The organism is Xanthobacter sp. NM-59 (genome assembly GCF_021401125.1).
In the GTDB taxonomy this organism is placed as follows: Bacteria; Pseudomonadota; Alphaproteobacteria; order Rhizobiales; family Xanthobacteraceae; genus Xanthobacter.
In genome coordinates this window covers 1-16,345 of sequence record NZ_JACBFQ010000021.1, presented here as the reverse complement: position 1 = coordinate 16,345, position 16,345 = coordinate 1, and the positions used below count along the sequence as shown (strand labels likewise).

The following is a 16,345-nucleotide window of genomic DNA, read 5'->3' as shown; positions in this document are numbered from 1 at the left end:
GTGCCCCATGGTCTATGTGCTGCCCGTGCAGCTCATCGCCTATCACACTGCTGTCATAATGGGCACCGACGTGGACCAACCCCGAAATCTCGCCAAGTCCGTCACGGTCGAGTAGCCGGGCCTGACCCCTTTTCTCCTCCGGGTTGGGAGCAAGGCTGCTGCCCGAGTCATGGTGGCGGGCAGCGGTGCTTTCCCGTGTGATTAATGCGGCGAACTCGCCGGGGGATCAATGGTCCGGTCTACAGCGAGGCCGCTCGGTCTATTGTCTGCCTGCCGGCGTCGGAAGGTGGCCCGGACCTGCCCCCGGTTCGAGAACCGCGTTCGTTCACACCGCGTTCCTTCGCATGAGGCCGGACGGCTCCGGCCTCCCTCTCGGTCTCGATGTGTCCGTGGAGCTGATGCGCTTCCCTGTGATCTTCGGCAGAGGCAGCATCCTGAACGCACCCGCGGGGCTGAGCGATCATCGCCCGGTCCAGCGGCGCGGGCGCCGGGAGGCGATCAAGGGGCAGCAGCTGCAACCTGATCGAGGGCTTGCTCCAGCTCCACTGCTTCGCCGCTTCGTGGGTCGCAATAGCGCGAATGCAGGATGTAGGAGGCGTGGAACAGGTCTTCTATCGTGCGACTGCGCCCGCGACCTGCCGTCGGCACGTGGTCCTCGGTGAGCCCCCAGCCGGCGTAAAATGGGGTCCCGTGGCATTGAACCGTCTTGCCGGCCATGAGCGCTTCAAAGCCCACATGGGAGGTCACCACAAAGACCTCGTCAACCGCCTGAAAGATGGCGTGGGGATTGGTCCCTGCGGGCGCCTCGAAGACTTGGGTGCCGATGAGTTGAGGATCGATGTGCGCCGCTGTAAGGGTGTCGGCGCCGAGGTGCCCGGTGCCGTCGGCGAAATCCCGGAAAATAATGATGTCGCAGCCCTTGAAGCAGTCCATGGCGTTGCGCAGCATCTGTGCAAAGGCTGCCTGCCCGGCTGCGGAGCAGCGCACGGCGGGGTCGTCAATTGCTTGGTCCACGACGAGAATTTTGCGGTGTTCGCTGCTGCCTATGGCTGGGCATGCCGCAGTCGCGGGACCAATGCGGGACAGATGCCCGCTCACGATCCGGTTGATGGCGGCCTGCGCGCGCTGGCGTTCGGCCACCGTGAGGTCGGGGCCGCTCTTGAGCCATCGCTCCAGCCGCGAGCCTCCTGCGGCATCATAATGCGCCGTGGCGTCGTCGAGGATCAGCGAAGCCCCTGGTGGGCCGATCAGCCCGTCTTCCGCTGTGATCAAAGGCCGCCCCAAAGCGCGGGCGATCTCGAATTGCGCGCGCTCCTCCTCGCTCTCCCCCATGCCCCAGCGCAGGAAGACATCCACGCCCGAGAGCCATTTCAGCTCAGCCGCGCCGTTGCGGTCGACGCGCGTGCGGGCCTTCAGCAGCGAGAGAAGGTGGGGTTGGCGGTCCTGCGACAAAGCAGGGATGGGCGGGACGCCGACGACGTCGATACTCTGCCCCGCGAACAGACGCTCCCCGGCATCGGCGCGCAGCTGCAGGTTTCTCTTGCCGCTGGCGATATCCGCCAACACCATGCCGATGCGCGACGAGGCCTTGCCATCAAAAGCGCCGATGCTGAACATGTCGGCGGCCCAGGCCATGCCTTCTTCTGTCGGGGCCCATTGGCCCGCGAGCATGTCGGCGAGGATTGCCGCCATTTCCTCGCGATTGTGCGCGGCGGGAATTCCCACCTTCTCCCAGACCTGGTCGAAGGCAACATACTTCATGGAAAGCGCTGGCCGCCCAAGCAGCACCGCCTCGAAAAGCATCGTGCTGTTGACTGAGCTGACCACGTCCGCGTGGTATACGGCCTCCTCCGGGGGGACGAGGTAGCAATGGGCGTCGTCCACCGCTCCGGCGGGCGACCTAATGAGGCGCGTGCGCAGCTCGTCACCGAGGACATCGTCCTTTGAAGGGGGCAGCCGCACCAGCAACTGGCACCCGTGGGCTTGCGCGTACTCGAACAGATCGGAGATGGCGCTGGCCTGGGATTTCCGCGCCTGGCGCGTGTCGAGCTGTGAGTCGAGCGGCTGTGTCGCGAACAGGATGATCTTATGGTCGGCGCGCAGACCATACAGCCGGCAGAACTGCTCCCGGGTCAGCGCCGGTTGGTAGGCCGCATATGGATCGAACTTGGGCGCGCCCACCACTTGGAAGCGCTCCGCGGGGTATCCGCGCTCCAGGAAGATCTCCCGTTGCAGTCGCCCCCAGCCGAGCACCAGATCGGAGATTGGCACCGAGGCGCGAGTGGTGGGGTCCCAGTAATATTTATCTCTATCGACGAAGACAGACTCATGTGGAATGAGAATGCGCGGTATGTCCAGCTCCGCGCATACATTGGCGATCATGTGTGCAATGGGCGCCCAGTCAAATGTAAATATGATACCGCAGATATGTCTGCGCAATTGAACGAGGCGACGCGCAACAAGCCTCCGGTACACGTCCGGGTTCTCCTGCGCGAATCGAAAAATCTCGCGGCGCGTGGTGTTGTCCTCGACACCTTGGAAAATGTCGAAGGGCACGAGCGTGTAACCCTGATCGCTTCCGAGCTTCGCGATCAGTGCGTCCGTGTGCTCGGCAATCCACGGAATGTATAAAAATACCGGCTTGTCGCCGTGAATGAGTCTTCTGGTTTCCGGGAGCAGGTGGGGACGGTACCAGCCTGGAATCTTCAGGCTCGTGATCTCCTGCGGAGCCGCGCCTTTCTTGTGTTTGAGCAGGCCGGAAAGGAGGCTGGATGTGCCAGAAAACATCCTGGTCAAAGCACTCATCTTAGGTCCCTTCGTGCCCCCGACGGTCAGCCTGCCGGGCACGGCGTGAGGCGGCGGCCACGACAGCGGCCTATCCCGTCCGCAATGGCGAAGTCACTCGCCTTCTATCGATCCGGCCGTGATGGCTCAACTTCCGTGGCGTTCACGCTGGAGGGAGCCGGTCGCCTCCGCTCTCGATGAGGAGGCCTGACGGGCCGTCGTTGGCAGGGCCACCGACACGCCGGTGGGCGGTGTTCTTCGCCACTGCTGGGGCCATGGCGCGCCTGCCGGGCGGCTGGAAGCGCAGGCCTGCGCGCTGGGGGCCTTCAGGATGCCTTGACCATCGGCGGAACGTGACGGTCGCTGCGATGCGGATGGCGGTGAGGCGCGCGGTTCCGGCCGGGCATTCGCCCGGCCAGGTCCTTCGCGGAGGGAAGCCTCAATGCCGGAAGTGGCGCACGCCGGTGAACACCATGGCCAAGCCCGCCTCGTCGGCGGCGGCGATCACCTCGGCATCACGCATGGAGCCGCCGGGCTGGATCACCGCCGTGGCGCCCGCCTCCACCGCCGCCAGCAGGCCGTCGGCGAAGGGGAAGAAGGCGTCGGAGGCGACTACGGAGCCCTTGGTCAGCGGCACCGCGAGGCCGGCGGCCGCCGCCGCGTCCTCCGCCTTGCGAGCGGCGATGCGGGCGGAGTCCACGCGGCTCATCTGGCCGGCGCCGATGCCCACGGTGGCAAGGTCCTTGGCATAGATGATGGTGTTGGACTTCACATGCTTGGCCACGCGGAAGGCAAAGCGCAGGTCGGTCAATTCGGCCTCGGTGGGCGCGCGCTTGGTCACCACCTTCAGTTCCAGGTCGTCGGCGCTCACATTGTCGCGGCCCTGCACAAGGAAGCCGCCGGCCACGGTCTTGACCACGAGGCCCGAGGCGCGCACGTCCGGCAGGCCGCCGGTGAGCAGAAGGCGCAGGTTCTTCTTGGCGCCCACCACGGCAATGGCCTCCTCGGTGGCGTCGGGGGCCACGATCACCTCGGTGAAGATCTCCACCATGGCGCGGGCGGCGTCGGCGTCCAGCGTGCGGTTGACGGCGATGATGCCGCCGAAGGCCGACACCGGATCGCAGGCCAGCGCCTTGGCATAGGCTTCCTGAAGGCTCGCGCCCTCGGCCACGCCGCACGGATTGGCATGCTTCACGATCACCACGGCGGCGGTGCGGGCGGGGTGGAATTCGGCCACCGCCTCGAACGCGGCGTCGGTGTCGTTGATGTTGTTGTAGGAGAGCTGCTTGCCCTGCACCTGCCGGGCCGTGGCGACGCCGGGACGGATCTCGTCGGAGGCGTAGAAAGCGGCGGACTGGTGCGGGTTCTCGCCGTAGCGCAGGGCCTCGATGAGCTTGCCGCCGACGGCGCGGTAGGCGGGGGCCTCTTCCTTCAGCTCGCGGGCGAACCAGTTGGAGATGGCCGCGTCATAGGCGGCGGTGCGGGCGTAGGCCTTCTGGGCCAGGCGGCGGCGGGTCGCCAAGGTGGTGCCGCCGTGCTCGGCGATCTCCTTGATGACCGCCTCATAGTCGGCGGCGTCCACCACCACCGCCACGTCATTGTGGTTCTTGGCCGCGCCACGGATCATGGAGGGGCCGCCAATGTCGATATTCTCGATGGTCTCCTCGAAATCCGCCTTGCGGGCGACGGTCGCCTCGAACGGATAGAGGTTCACCACAACGAGGTCGATGGGGGCGATGGCGTGCTCGGCCATGGCCGCCTGGTGGCTGGCATCGTCGCGGATGGCGAGGATGCCGCCATGGACCTTGGGGTGCAGGGTCTTCACCCGGCCATCCATCATCTCGGGAAAGCCGGTGAGCTCGGACACGTCCTTCACCTTCAGGCCCGCTTCGGCGATGGCCTTGGAGGTGCCGCCGGTGGACACCAGTTCCACCCCGTGCTGGGCCAGGGCGGAGGCGAACGGCACCAGCCCCGTCTTGTCCGACACCGAGATCAAAGCGCGGGTCACGGGACGGATATCGGCAGGCATGTTGGCGGCTCCGGTGAACGAAAAGTGACGTTCGCCTAGCACTAATGGGCCGGACTCGAAAGGGCGGACCGCGCGGCCCACCCCTGCGGAGGGCTCAACCTTCCGCTTTTCGCTCTCGCGCACCTCCGTGTTTCACGCGGATCCGGGAGCCCTTCGCGCGGCGTGGCTTCAGCGTGGGCGGGCGGTGCCGCGCGAGCCGATATAGGTGCCGTTGAGGTTGCCGCTGGGCGCCTCGCGGGTGCGCATGAAGGTCCACACCAGGCGCGGCGTGTCGCGCACATCGCCCAGCAGCACCAGCTGGGAGGTGCGGCGCGGCCCACCGGAGGCGGCGAGGTAGATGCTCTCCTCCACCGCCAGGGGCACATGGGGCGCGGCAAAGGCCCAGGCCTCGCCATTGGGCAGGCTGAGCAGGGCGGTATGGGGATCGTCGAACCGCTCCACGGTCACCTGGGGGTGCAGGTGGAAGCGGATGGCGAACGGGTGCGAGGCCAGCTCCGCCCCTTCGGCGGCGGGGCGGAACACGTCCTCCCCGTCGAGCCGGTGGCCGTCGAGGGCCAGCCGCCAGGAGCGCTGGTGGATGACCCCGAACTCGGCGCCATAGCCGTCATGGCTGGCGCGCAGCAGAATGGCTTCGTTGCGGGTACCGCGCTGCACGTCCACGGTCTTCGGCCCGTCGACGATGGGCAGCCCCACCAGCCGGGTGAGGGGCGAGCCCTTCAGGAAACGGCAGGAGGAGGTGTCTGCGATCACCGCGGTGGAATGGGCAGCGGTGGAACGCGCCACCTGCCGCCATTGATCGCGGTTCACCGCCGGCATGCCGCAATTCACCACGATGCGGTTGCGCCCGGTGGAGAATTCGAAGGCCAGGCAGCTCGCATGGGCCTCCCAGCTCACCGACAGGGGCGGCGGCGGGCCGGTATCGGCGATCACCACGGCATTCTTGGCGTCCAGGCGCTGGTATCCGGAATAGGGCGCGTTCGCCACCGGCGCGCCGCGCGCGTCGTCGAAGGCGAGAATGGTGGCGAGCTGGTCGGCCGCCGTGAAGCCCATGCCGTGGAAATGGGCGAAGGCGCCATCCCCATGCCGGAAGAAGCGCAGCATGGGCATCATGCGGTCGATGGCGTTCATCAGCGCGGCGGGAGCCGGCTGGTTGCGCGCGGTGAAGGCCTGGCGCAGGGGCAGGAGATCCAGCAGCAGGTCGATGAGCATGCCGGGATTGCGGGTGATGGGCCCGCCATCGGGCAGGATCTGGCGGTCCAGCTCCTCGCTCAGGCGGCGCTGGGCGGCCTTCAGCAGCCGCCCCTGGTCCGACATGCACAGGCCGGCAAAGGTGAGGGCGATGATGATGAGGAGGCGCGGATAGCCGTCCGGCGCCTCGGTGGCGCCCCGGCGCAGCTGCCGCACCTGCCGGGCCAGCGAGCGCATGAAGCGGCGGTAGAAATCGAGTTCCGCGTCCTGCAGCAGGAAGGTGGCCTGGGTGAGCCAGGAGATCACCCGTCGCGCGGTCACTTCCGGCCGGTTGGCGATGGCGCGGGCGACGCCCGGATTGCGGATCCAGTCACCCACCAGGGCGCGGGCATTGGCGCGGGCGATGGTGGTGTTGGCGGCGTGCAGGTGGCCGAGCCAGCCGAAGCCGTGCAGGGTGGCGGCCCAATCCACCGAAGGCGGCACCAGCTCGAACGGGGCGCGCCCGTCCAGCTGCACCGCCTTGCCGGCGAAGGCGAAGCGGCCGGAATAGATCTCGGCGGCCAGGGTGGGGTCGCCGGTGCGCAGGTCCTGGGGGGCGATGAGCAGCCGCTCGGGCACCGGAACCGGGGCATAAGCGAGGCCGAGGGCGCTCGCATCCGCGCGGCCGACAAGCGCGCGCATCCACTGTCCCGCCACGAGGGCGGCGAGGCGGAGGCGCTCGGCGAGGCTGTCTCGGCTCACGTGGGTCCTCTGGGTCCCGGCCCGGGGCGCGGAGAGCGACGCGGTGGAATGGAAGCGCCCGGCTAGCCCATGCCACATGACGACGTCTCTCCCCTCGGCCCATCCGGCGGCGAATCAGCTCCTATGGTGACGCGGCCCATGATTCGGACGGGCCTTCGGCGCCCGGCGACCCCCGCCAGACTTCCGCATAGCCCTCCAACCCCTTGGAACGATTAATGTTCCGCCTCACCCGATGCGCCGGAGACGGGCCGCGAAGAAGCCGTCGAGCCCCGAGCGTTCCTTCTCCCCGCGCATCCACTCACTGGGTAGAGTGCGGACATCCCCTTGAGGAGTTATGAACGGCGCGATGCCCTCCATTTCCTCCACCGTGACGGGCACCCGCTCCACGTCGCTGCGCGCGGCCAGCAGGCGGGCCACCTGCTCCTCGCCTTCCTCCGGCTCCAGGGAGCAGGTGGAATAGACGATGAGGCCGCCCGTCTTCACCAGCCCCACCGCATGGTCGATGAGCCGGCCCTGGAGGGCCGCCAGGGTGGCGATGTCCGATGGGCGCTTGGAGAGGGCGATGTCCGGATGCCGGCGCAGGGTGCCGGTGGCCGAGCAGGGGGCGTCCAGCAGCACCGCGTCGAACGGACCGCCGGTGAATTGGAGCGTATCGGCCTCGACCACCTGGGCGGTGAGCTGCAGCCGGGCGAGATTGTCCTTCAGCCGCGCGAGGCGGGTGGCTGAGCGGTCGACCGCGGTCACCGTGGCGCCGGCGGCGGCGAGCTGGGCGGTCTTGCCGCCGGGGGCCGCGCACAGGTCCGCCACCGAAAGCCCCTTCACATCGCCCAGCAGGCGGGCGGGCAGGGCGGCGGCGGCGTCCTGCACCCACCAGTCGCCCTCCGCGAAGCCGGGCAGGAGGCGCACCGGGCCGGCCTGGAGAACGCGCACGGTGCCGGTGGGCAGCACCTCACCCGAGAGCCTTTCTGCCCACGCGTCCGGGTCGGCCTTCACCGTGATGTCGAGGGGCGGCTCGACCGCATGCATGGCGGCGATGGCGCGGGCGGTCTCCTGGCCATAGGCGGCGGTCCAGCGCTCGCGCAGCCAGGCGGGAGTGTCGGCGGTGAAGGGGTCGAGGCTGTCGAGCACGGCGGCCTTGTCACGGGCGATCCGCCGCAGCACGGCGTTGACCAGGCCGGCGAAACCCGCCGTGGACCGGTCGGCGCGGGCAAGGTCTACGCTGAGGCCGACGGCCGCATGGTCCGGCACGTCCATGAACAGGAGCTGAGTCGCGCCCGCCAGCAGGATTGGCTCCAGGCGCGGTGCGGATTTGGGCAGGCCGCGCTCCATCAGCCGGCTGAGCGCGCCGCGCAGCGTGCCGATCCGTCGCAGGGCGGTGGCGACGATGCGATAAGCCAGCGCGCGGTCACGCGGATCGAGCCCCGGCGGGGCGGTCTCGAACGCGTCCTCGAGAGTGGTGTTGTGGTGAAGGATGCGGTCGAGCCCATCCACGGCAAGGCGGCGGGCGGCGAAGCCGGCGGGAACGCTGGGGCGTGGCGGATGCGGGGAACGCGAAGGCGGTTTCATCGCGCGAGATAGAGCACGAACCCGCCCTTCCCGCCAGCGGCGCGCGGCCGCGCCCTGTGCAATCACACTATGTTACCATCTGCTACGGCCATGCCTTGCCTCCAAAGCCCTGATCCCGTAAGAGACATGGGCAACGCCCTGGCCGGAAGCCGGGGCTTTGCTTTGTTCGCGCGGGCCGATGTGACCCGCGCCGCGCGAGGAGGCAATTCAGCGTGGCCAACGTGGTCGTGGTCGGCTCTCAGTGGGGCGACGAAGGCAAGGGTAAGATCGTCGACTGGCTCTCCGAGCAGGCCGACGTGGTCGTGCGGTTCCAGGGCGGGCACAATGCCGGCCATACCCTGGTGGTGAACGGCGTCACCTATAAATTGTCGCTGCTGCCCTCGGGCGTGGTGCGGCCCGGCAAGCTCTCGGTGATCGGCAACGGCGTGGTGCTGGACCCGCAGGCGCTGGTCGACGAGCTGGCGCGTCTCGCGGCCCAGGGCGTGGTGGTCGGTCCGGACCGGCTGCGCATTGCCGAGACGACGCCCCTCATCCTGCCGCTGCACCGCGAGCTCGACGCGCTGCGCGAGGCCGGCGCCGCCGGCACCCGTATCGGCACCACCAAGCGCGGCATTGGCCCCGCTTACGAGGACAAGGTGGGCCGCCGCGCCATCCGCCTCATCGACCTGGTGGACGCCAAAACCCTGCCCGCGAAGGTGGACCGCCTGCTCAGCCACCACAATGCCCTGCGCCGCGGCCTCGGCCTCGAGGACGTGAACGGCGCCGCGCTGGTGGACGAGCTGCTGGCCATCGCGCCCAAGGTTCTGCCCTTCATGGACCGGGTGTGGGAGCTGCTGGACAAGGCGCGCCGCGACGGCAAGCGCATCCTGTTCGAAGGCGCCCAGGGCGCGCTTTTGGATATCGACCACGGCACCTATCCGTTCGTGACCTCCTCCAACACGGTGGCGGGTTCGGCCTCCAGCGGCACCGGCATCGGCCCGGGCGCGCTGGACTACGTGCTCGGCATCACCAAGGCCTACACCACCCGCGTGGGCGAGGGGCCGTTCCCCACCGAGCTCACCGATGAAGTCGGCAAGACGCTGGGCAGCAAGGGCCACGAATTCGGTGTCGTCACCGGCCGCGCCCGCCGCTGCGGCTGGTTCGACGCGGTGCTGGTGCGCCAGACCGTGCGCACCTGCGGCATCCACGGCATCGCCCTCACCAAGCTCGACGTGCTGGACGGTTTTACCGAACTGAAAGTGTGCGTGGGCTACAAGGTCGACGGTCAAGTGATCGACCACCTCCCGGCCGAAAGCGGGGCCCAGGCGCGCGCCGAGCCCATCTACGAGACCATGGAGGGGTGGCAGGAATCCACCGCTGGTGCGCGGTCCTGGGCGGACCTGCCGGCGGAGGCGGTCAAGTACGTGCGGCGGGTCGAGGAATTGATCGGCTGCCCGGTGGCGGTGTTGTCCACGAGCCCCGAGCGGGACGACACGATTCTGGTGCACAATCCTTTCCAGGATTGATCGGAGTCCCTCAACTCGAAGGCGAAGCTTAGGCGCTGATGGCTGACTATTACCCGCTCCTTGCACGTGCCGTTTCCAGCCTTCCGCAGAACACTGCGGAAGCGCGGAAGGCCGTGTTCGACCGCGCGCGCACGGCGCTGCTCCGGCAGTTGCGTGGCGTCGATCCGCCTCTTCCAGAAGGGGAGATCACGCGGGAGCGGCTGGGCCTGGAGGAGGCCATCCGCCGCCTGGAGGCGGAATACGCGCCCCAGGACAATGAAAAGCCGGAAGCGGCGGCCGAGCCCGTGGGCGAGGCCGTCGCCCCCGAACCTGTCGCGCCTCCCGCGCCGCCGGATGTGACCACCGTTGCCGATGAGGGCGCTTCGGCGCCTGAGGCTCCCGCCGAACCGGAGCCGGCGGCAGGGGCGGAACCAGAGGTGCCGGCGGAGGAAAACACGCTGCGCCGGGGCGCCCTGCGCCGCGGCGAAGTGCGCAGCCGGGAGCCCGCGACCCCCGTGCGTCCCAGTGTTCGCACGCCTGAGCCGCGCAAGGCGTCCTGGACACGATTCGCCCTCTGGGCGGTGCTGGCGCTGGTGGTCCTGGGCGGCATCGTGGCCGCCGTCGTGGGCGTAGGCCTCTTTTCCGGCGAAACCCAGACGGCGCAGGCGCCCGTCGCCGCTCCGAGCGCTCCGGTGGAGCAGCCCAAGAGCGAGGACCGGGTGGCATCGAATGCGGGCGAGGCCGCGCGCCGTGCCCCGGTGCCGAGCCGCGCGGTCGGCACGAGCCGCGCTGTGTTGCTGGAGGAAAGCCCGGGCGGCACCAGTCCGCCCCAGACCTTCGAGGGCACCGTCACCTGGAAGACGGAAACCTTCAATTCCGGCCCCGGCCTTCCTCCGGATATCGGCCTGCGCGGTGAGATCACCATCCCCGAGCGGCAGATTGCCATGAGCTTCGTGCTGCGCCGCAATACGGACCAGACCCTGCCGGCGTCGCACACCATCGAGATTTCGTTCAAGCTACCCCAGGATTTCGCCTTCGGCGGCATCGCCAACGTGCCGGGTGTGCGGGCGAAGCAGAGCCAGCAGGCCCAGGGTGTGCCGCTGTCCGGTCTCTCGGTGAAGGTGAGCCCCACTTTGTTCCTGGTGGGCCTGTCGCCGTCGACCGCCGATCGCCAGCGCAACCTGGCGCTCCTCCAGCTTTATCCCTGGTTCGACGTGCCGGTGGTCTACACCAACAACAAGAAGGCGGTGTTCGTGTTCGAGAAGGGCCAGGCGGGCGACCAGGCTTTCAACGACGCCTTTTCCGCCTGGGGTGAGCTCATCCAGCCCGCTCAGCAGCCGCAGCAGGAGCAGGCGCCGGCCGAACAGAAGACCGGCGAATAGGGCAACTGACGACCCTGCGAAGATTAAAGGCCGGCGGGTGCTCCGCCGGCCTTTTTCTTTGCCCCGTCTCAGACGAGGGCCGTGAGATGCGCGAAACGGGTATGTCGCTGTCGGACCCGTGCCCGGCGCGCTGGACATTTCCGGGAGGGGCCCGCCCTTATCGGGTCAACCGCGCCCTTCCGCGCCGCAGTTTCCGTTTACGCAAGGGCCCGAACACCTTCGCCTATAGGGGTTTCCTGGATGCCGGTTGGCCCCCGGGATGCTGTGGCTGACGCAGGCCTTTCAGGCGATAGAGGGCATCCAGCGCTTCGCGGGGGGAAAGGGCGTCCGGGTCCAGGGTGTCGAGGGCCTCGGCCACCGGGTCTGGGCCCGCCGACGGGGCGGGCGCGGCGGCCGGCTGCGGACGCAGGGCGGCGAACAGGGGCAGGTCGTCCACCATGCGCTGGACGGGTGAGGCGCGCTCTGCGGCTTCCAGCTCAGCCAGCACCGCCTTGGCGCGGGTGATGACCGCGTCCGGCAGGCCGGCGAGCTTTGCCACCTGGATGCCGTAGGAACGGTCCGCCGCGCCGGGCACCACCTCATGCAGGAAGATCACGTCGCCCTGCCATTCCGTTACCTTCACCGTGGCGTTGAACAGCCGCTTGCAGCGCTGGGACAAAGCGGTGAGCTCATGGAAGTGGGTGGCGAATAGGGCCCGGCAGCGGTTCACCTCGTGCAGGTGCTCAAGGCTCGCCCAGGCGATGGACATGCCGTCGAACGTGGCGGTGCCCCGCCCGATCTCGTCCAGGATGACCAGGGAGCGGGGCGTGGCCTGGTTCAGGATGGCGGCGGTCTCCACCATCTCCACCATGAAGGTGGAGCGCCCGCGCGCCAGATCATCCGCCGCGCCGACGCGGGAAAACAGCCGGTCCACGATGCCGATGCGCGCGTCCCGCGCCGGCACGAAGGCGCCGGCCTGGGCCAGCACTGCGATCAGCGCATTCTGGCGCAGGAAGGTGGACTTGCCCGCCATGTTCGGCCCGGTGACGAGCACGATGCGCCCATCGCTCTCGCCCTCGGGCGGGGACAATTCGCAGTCATTGGGCACGAAGGCGGTGGAGGAGGCGGAATCCGCCCGCGCCAGCGCCTGTTCCACCACCGGATGGCGGCCGCCGGAAATGGCGAAGGCTGAGCCCTCCTCCATATGCGGGCGCACGTGGCGCTCGGTTGCGGCGAGCTCTGCCAGGGCGGCGGTCACGTCCAGCTCGGCCAAGGCGTCGGCCGCCTCGCGGATGGTGAGGGCGGCATCCACCACGGCGGCGGCGAGCCGGTCGAAGATGATCTGCTCGAGGCCCAGAGCCCGCTCGCCGGCGCTGGCGATGCGGCTTTCCAGCTCGCCCAGTTCCACGGAGGAAAAGCGCACCGCGCCCGCCATGGTCTGGCGGTGCACGAACACGTCGAGATGGGGCGGCTCGCGCAGGCGGTCCGCATTTTGGGCGGTCACCTCCACGAAATAGCCCAGCACCGCATTGTGCTTGATCTTGAGGGACTTGACGCCGGTCTCCTCGGCATAGCGCCGCTCAAGGGCGGCCACCACCCGGCGGCTCTCGTCGCGCAACGCGCGGGTGGCGTCGAGCTCGCTGTCATAGCCGGCGCGCACGAAGCCGCCGTCGCGGCGATAAAGCGGAAGCTCGGCGCCCAGCGCCGCTTCCAGCTCCAGGGCCAGCTCGCCGGGGGCCCGGGAGAGGATGGCGAGGCCGCGGGCGATGTCGGAGGGCGGCGCGGCGGCGAACAGCCCCACCAGATCAAGCGCTCCGGCGAGCCCGTCGCGGATGGCGGCGAGATCGCGCGGGCCGCCCCGGCCGAGGGAAAGGCGGGTGAGGGCGCGGGCCATGTCCGGCGCGGCCGACAGGCGCGCGCGCAGGGCGCGGCGCAGCTCGCCGTCATCCATGAGGAAGCCCAGGGCGTCGTGGCGATCGCGAATGGCAGCGATGGCGGTCAGCGGCTCGGCGATGCGGCGGGCCAAAAGCCGCGCGCCGGCGGCGGTCACCGTGCGGTCGATGGCGCCGAGCAAAGAGCCGCGCCGCTCGCCGGAGGTGGTCTTCACCAGCTCCAGGTTAGCGCGGGTGCCGGCATCAATGAGCATGATGCCGCCCTCCGCCTCCTTCACTGGCCGGGCGAGGGCGGGGCGGGCGCCGAGCTGGGTGCGCTCTACATAGGCGACGATGGCGGCGGCCGCGACCAATTCCGGCCGGGTGAAGGGGCCGAAGGCATCGAGGGCGGCGACGCCGAAGAAGCCGGCGAGCCGCTTTTCCGCGCTGGCGCCGTCGAAGCTCTGGCGGGGCAGGGGCGTCACCGCCGGAAAATCGCGCAGCAGGGTCTTCAGCTCCGCATCGTCCAGGAGCGCGTCGGAGACCAGGATTTCCGCCGGCTCGATGCGAGCGAGGTCCGCCCCAAGCGCCTCGCGGCTGGTCATGGCCACCCGGAATGAGCCGGTGGACATGTCCGTGAAGGCAAGCGCATAGGCGAAGTCGTCGGCCCCACTGCCGGCGCGGGTGCGGGCGATGGCCGCGAGCACGTTCTCGCGCCGGGCGTCCAGAAGGGAATCCTCGGTGAGGGTGCCGGGGGTGACGAGGCGCGTCACATCACGCCGCACCACGCTTTTCGGGCCACGCTTCTTGGCCGCGGCCGGGTCTTCCAGCTGCTCGCACACCGCCACCCGGAAACCGAGCGCGATGAGCTTGTGCAGATATTCGTCCGACCGTTCGAGGGGCACGCCGCACATGGGGATGTCTTCCCCCAGGTGCTTGCCGCGCTTGGTGAGCACGATGCCCAAGGCCTGCGAGGCCTGTTCCGCATCGGCGAAGAACAGCTCGTAGAAATCGCCCATCCGGTAGAACAGAAGGCTGTCCGGATTGGCGGCCTTGATCTCCAGATACTGCGCCATCATGGGCGTCACGCGGCCTTCGTCCGGCCGGGCGGCGGGCTCCGGCATATTCGGCGCGGGGGCGGCCTCGACGGGGCGCGCTTCGGCGGCGGGCTCGGGCGCGATCGGCGGATCGATGGCTTCCGGCGGCGGCAGGGTGTCGTCGGGGGTGGCCGGCTGAAGGGCGGCTTTGGAGCGGGCGGACGAAGGGCGTGAGGTCATGGCGCCAAGCTAACGGGCACGGCCCGCGCTGTCAGTGCGCCATGCCCGCCTTCGACAGGAAATCTGGCCCGCGCGCGGCAGCGGTCCTTCCTCTTTTCCCCGCCCGACTGGTGGACCTGGACGCGGCGCAGTTGAACAAGGCCCGCCTGCCCCGCGCGGACAAGAGCATTCGCAGCGCCGGCCGCGGGGCTGGTGCGCACATGGCCGGTCGATGGGCTTCGCGCGATCTGACGTTCAGCCCCAGGGGCCGCGCGGAGGCTGGGCGCCACCACCCCAGGGCCCGCCCGGCGCGTTCGGCGGCGTGCCGAAGGGGCCGTCAGCCGGCCGCGAGGGCGGGCCCATGCGGCTTGCGATGTCACGCAGGGCGGCGATGCGGTTCTCGGTCGCCGGATGGGTGGAGAACAGATTGTCCATGCGCGCCCCAGACAGGGGATTGATGATGAACATGTGTGCGGTGGCGGGGTTCGCCTCCGCTTCGTAGTTCGGCAGGTGATGCGCCTCCCCCGAGATGCGGGCGAGGGCCGAGGCCAGCGCCATGGGCCGGCCGGAAATCTCCGCGCCGCCGCGATCGGCCTCATATTCGCGCGAACGGGAAATGGCCATCTGCACGATCATGGCCGCCATGGGCGCCAGAACCGCCATGAGGATGGTGCCGATGGCGCCGAACGGGTTGCCATTGTTCCCCCGGTTTCCGCCGCCGAAGAGCAGGCCGAAATTCGCCAGCATGGAGATGGCGCCGGCAATGGTGGCGGTCATGGTCATGGTGAGGGTGTCGTAATGCTTGATGTGCGCCAGCTCGTGCGCCATCACGCCGGCCACCTCGTCGGGCGGCAGCATCTGCAGCAGGCCGGTGGTGGCGGCCACGGCGGCGTTTTCCGGGTTGCGGCCGGTGGCGAAGGCGTTCGGCTGCGGATTGTCCATGATGTAGACCTTGGGCATGGGCAGGCCCGCCCGCTGCGCCAGGGTGCGCACCATGCCCACGAATTCAGGGGCGGTGGTCTCGTCCACCTGGCGCGCGCCATACATGCGCAGCACCATCTTGTCCGAGTTCCAATAGCTGAACAGGTTCATGCCGGCGGCGACGACAAAAGCGATCATCATGCCGCTGCGCCCGCCCAGGGCGAAGCCCACGACCATGAACAGAGCGGTGAGGCCCGCCAGCAGGATCACCGTCTTCAGATGGTTCATCTCGTTGTCCGCTCCCTGGCCTCCGGCATCGGCCGGTGCGCGGCAATGCCACGCCGCGATGCCAAGAGGATGGGTGCGCGACGCCGCGGACGCAAGGGGAGGTGGGCCGGGTGATTGGGCCCACGCGCCTTGGTCAGGAGCGGGCGGCGGTGTTCGATGGCGGCGCGATCAGATGTCGTGGGACAGGCGCTCGGCCGGCACGCACTTCCAGCGGCCAATGCGCCACTGGGGGTGCTCCTGCGACCACTGGGCGAGCGTCGTCTGGGACGTCGTCATGCAGGCCATGGGAGCGGACACTTCCATGGAAAAGTTGATGTGCTCCTCGCGGCAGGTGGCCGGGGCGCTGATGAGGCAGGCATAAAGCACGATGAACATGAACGGTGTCCTTGACCCACAGGTTAGGGGTGCCGTCCCGTCGTTGTCACTCCCGAGATTCGTGGCCAGGCCGCGGGCGTCGCGCCCAGGGCTGGCCCAGGGCTCCGGCCAGCCGCGCGTTGCTGTCTCCTCAGGAGAGCAGAAGCGCATCCGCGCCGGGTCCATATGTAATCGTAAACGTATTTTATCCTGTGTGAAAAGTCCTTTTGTGCAGCGCAACAAAAATGAGCCTTTTAACGGTATCGTGGTCTGTGGCGCCGGTTCCGATCCACTTTGGTGGTGCGCAAGCCGGCTGTTGAAGGCGGGAAGGCGGCGGACAGGCATCTTGCCGCTACTGCAGAGCTGAGGTAGTTTCCCGCCCGCTATCCGGTGAACCGGCTCGGCGGGGTGCCGGGCGCTGAAACAAGGGTAAGCGGCAGCCGACCGCTATCCGAGAATTTCCGGAAGCGGTCGTCCCCTGCCGGGTGTTCGTTGTTTCGAG

At 68.8% G+C, this 16,345-nt stretch carries 9 protein-coding genes; 2 read left to right on the top strand and 7 right to left on the bottom strand.

Going from position 1 to position 16,345, the window contains the following annotated elements; all coding sequences use genetic code 11:
• Positions 1 to 498: 498 nt before the first annotated feature.
• From L0966_RS21985 to L0966_RS21970, 4 genes are all read right to left on the bottom strand, one after another.
• On the bottom strand, positions 499 to 2,805 hold the full coding sequence (locus tag L0966_RS21985; RefSeq protein ID WP_234054248.1) for a hypothetical protein: 2,307 nt from the start codon (positions 2,803 to 2,805) through the stop codon (positions 499 to 501).
• Between the two features lie 418 nt (positions 2,806 to 3,223).
• Entirely contained in the window at positions 3,224 to 4,813 is a 1,590-nt protein-coding gene (gene purH / locus L0966_RS21980; protein WP_234054247.1) for a bifunctional phosphoribosylaminoimidazolecarboxamide formyltransferase/IMP cyclohydrolase, read from the bottom strand.
• A gap of 168 nt (positions 4,814 to 4,981) precedes the next feature.
• Positions 4,982 to 6,682, bottom strand: a complete 1,701-nt coding sequence (locus L0966_RS21975; protein ID WP_255684259.1) for a heparinase II/III family protein — start codon at positions 6,680 to 6,682, stop codon at positions 4,982 to 4,984.
• Positions 6,683 to 6,967: 285 nt separating this feature from the next.
• Entirely contained in the window at positions 6,968 to 8,308 is a 1,341-nt protein-coding gene (locus L0966_RS21970) for an RsmB/NOP family class I SAM-dependent RNA methyltransferase (RefSeq protein WP_234054245.1), read from the bottom strand.
• Between the two features lie 212 nt (positions 8,309 to 8,520).
• On the opposite strand from L0966_RS21970, the gene L0966_RS21965 reads away from it, so the two are divergent.
• Positions 8,521 to 9,813 (top strand): adenylosuccinate synthase, encoded by a 1,293-nt coding sequence (locus L0966_RS21965; RefSeq protein ID WP_234054244.1) that lies wholly within the window; start codon positions 8,521 to 8,523, stop codon positions 9,811 to 9,813.
• A 38-nt stretch (positions 9,814 to 9,851) separates the two neighbouring features.
• On the top strand, positions 9,852 to 11,174 hold the full coding sequence (locus L0966_RS21960; RefSeq protein ID WP_234054243.1) for a hypothetical protein: 1,323 nt from the start codon (positions 9,852 to 9,854) through the stop codon (positions 11,172 to 11,174).
• A 223-nt stretch (positions 11,175 to 11,397) separates the two neighbouring features.
• Here L0966_RS21960 and mutS read toward each other — a convergent pair whose 3' ends face one another.
• The 3 genes from mutS to L0966_RS21945 all read right to left on the bottom strand — a co-directional run bounded on the left by mutS (position 11,398) and on the right by L0966_RS21945 (position 15,864).
• Entirely contained in the window at positions 11,398 to 14,148 is a 2,751-nt protein-coding gene (gene mutS, locus L0966_RS21955; RefSeq protein WP_234054249.1) for a DNA mismatch repair protein MutS, read from the bottom strand.
• Between the two features lie 387 nt (positions 14,149 to 14,535).
• Complete coding sequence (gene htpX / locus L0966_RS21950; RefSeq protein ID WP_234054242.1) at positions 14,536 to 15,489, bottom strand: zinc metalloprotease HtpX; 954 nt, start codon at positions 15,487 to 15,489, stop codon at positions 14,536 to 14,538.
• A 168-nt stretch (positions 15,490 to 15,657) separates the two neighbouring features.
• Positions 15,658 to 15,864, bottom strand: coding sequence for a hypothetical protein (locus L0966_RS21945; protein ID WP_234054241.1), 207 nt, complete (start codon positions 15,862 to 15,864; stop codon positions 15,658 to 15,660).
• Between the last annotated feature and the right edge of the window lie 481 nt (positions 15,865 to 16,345).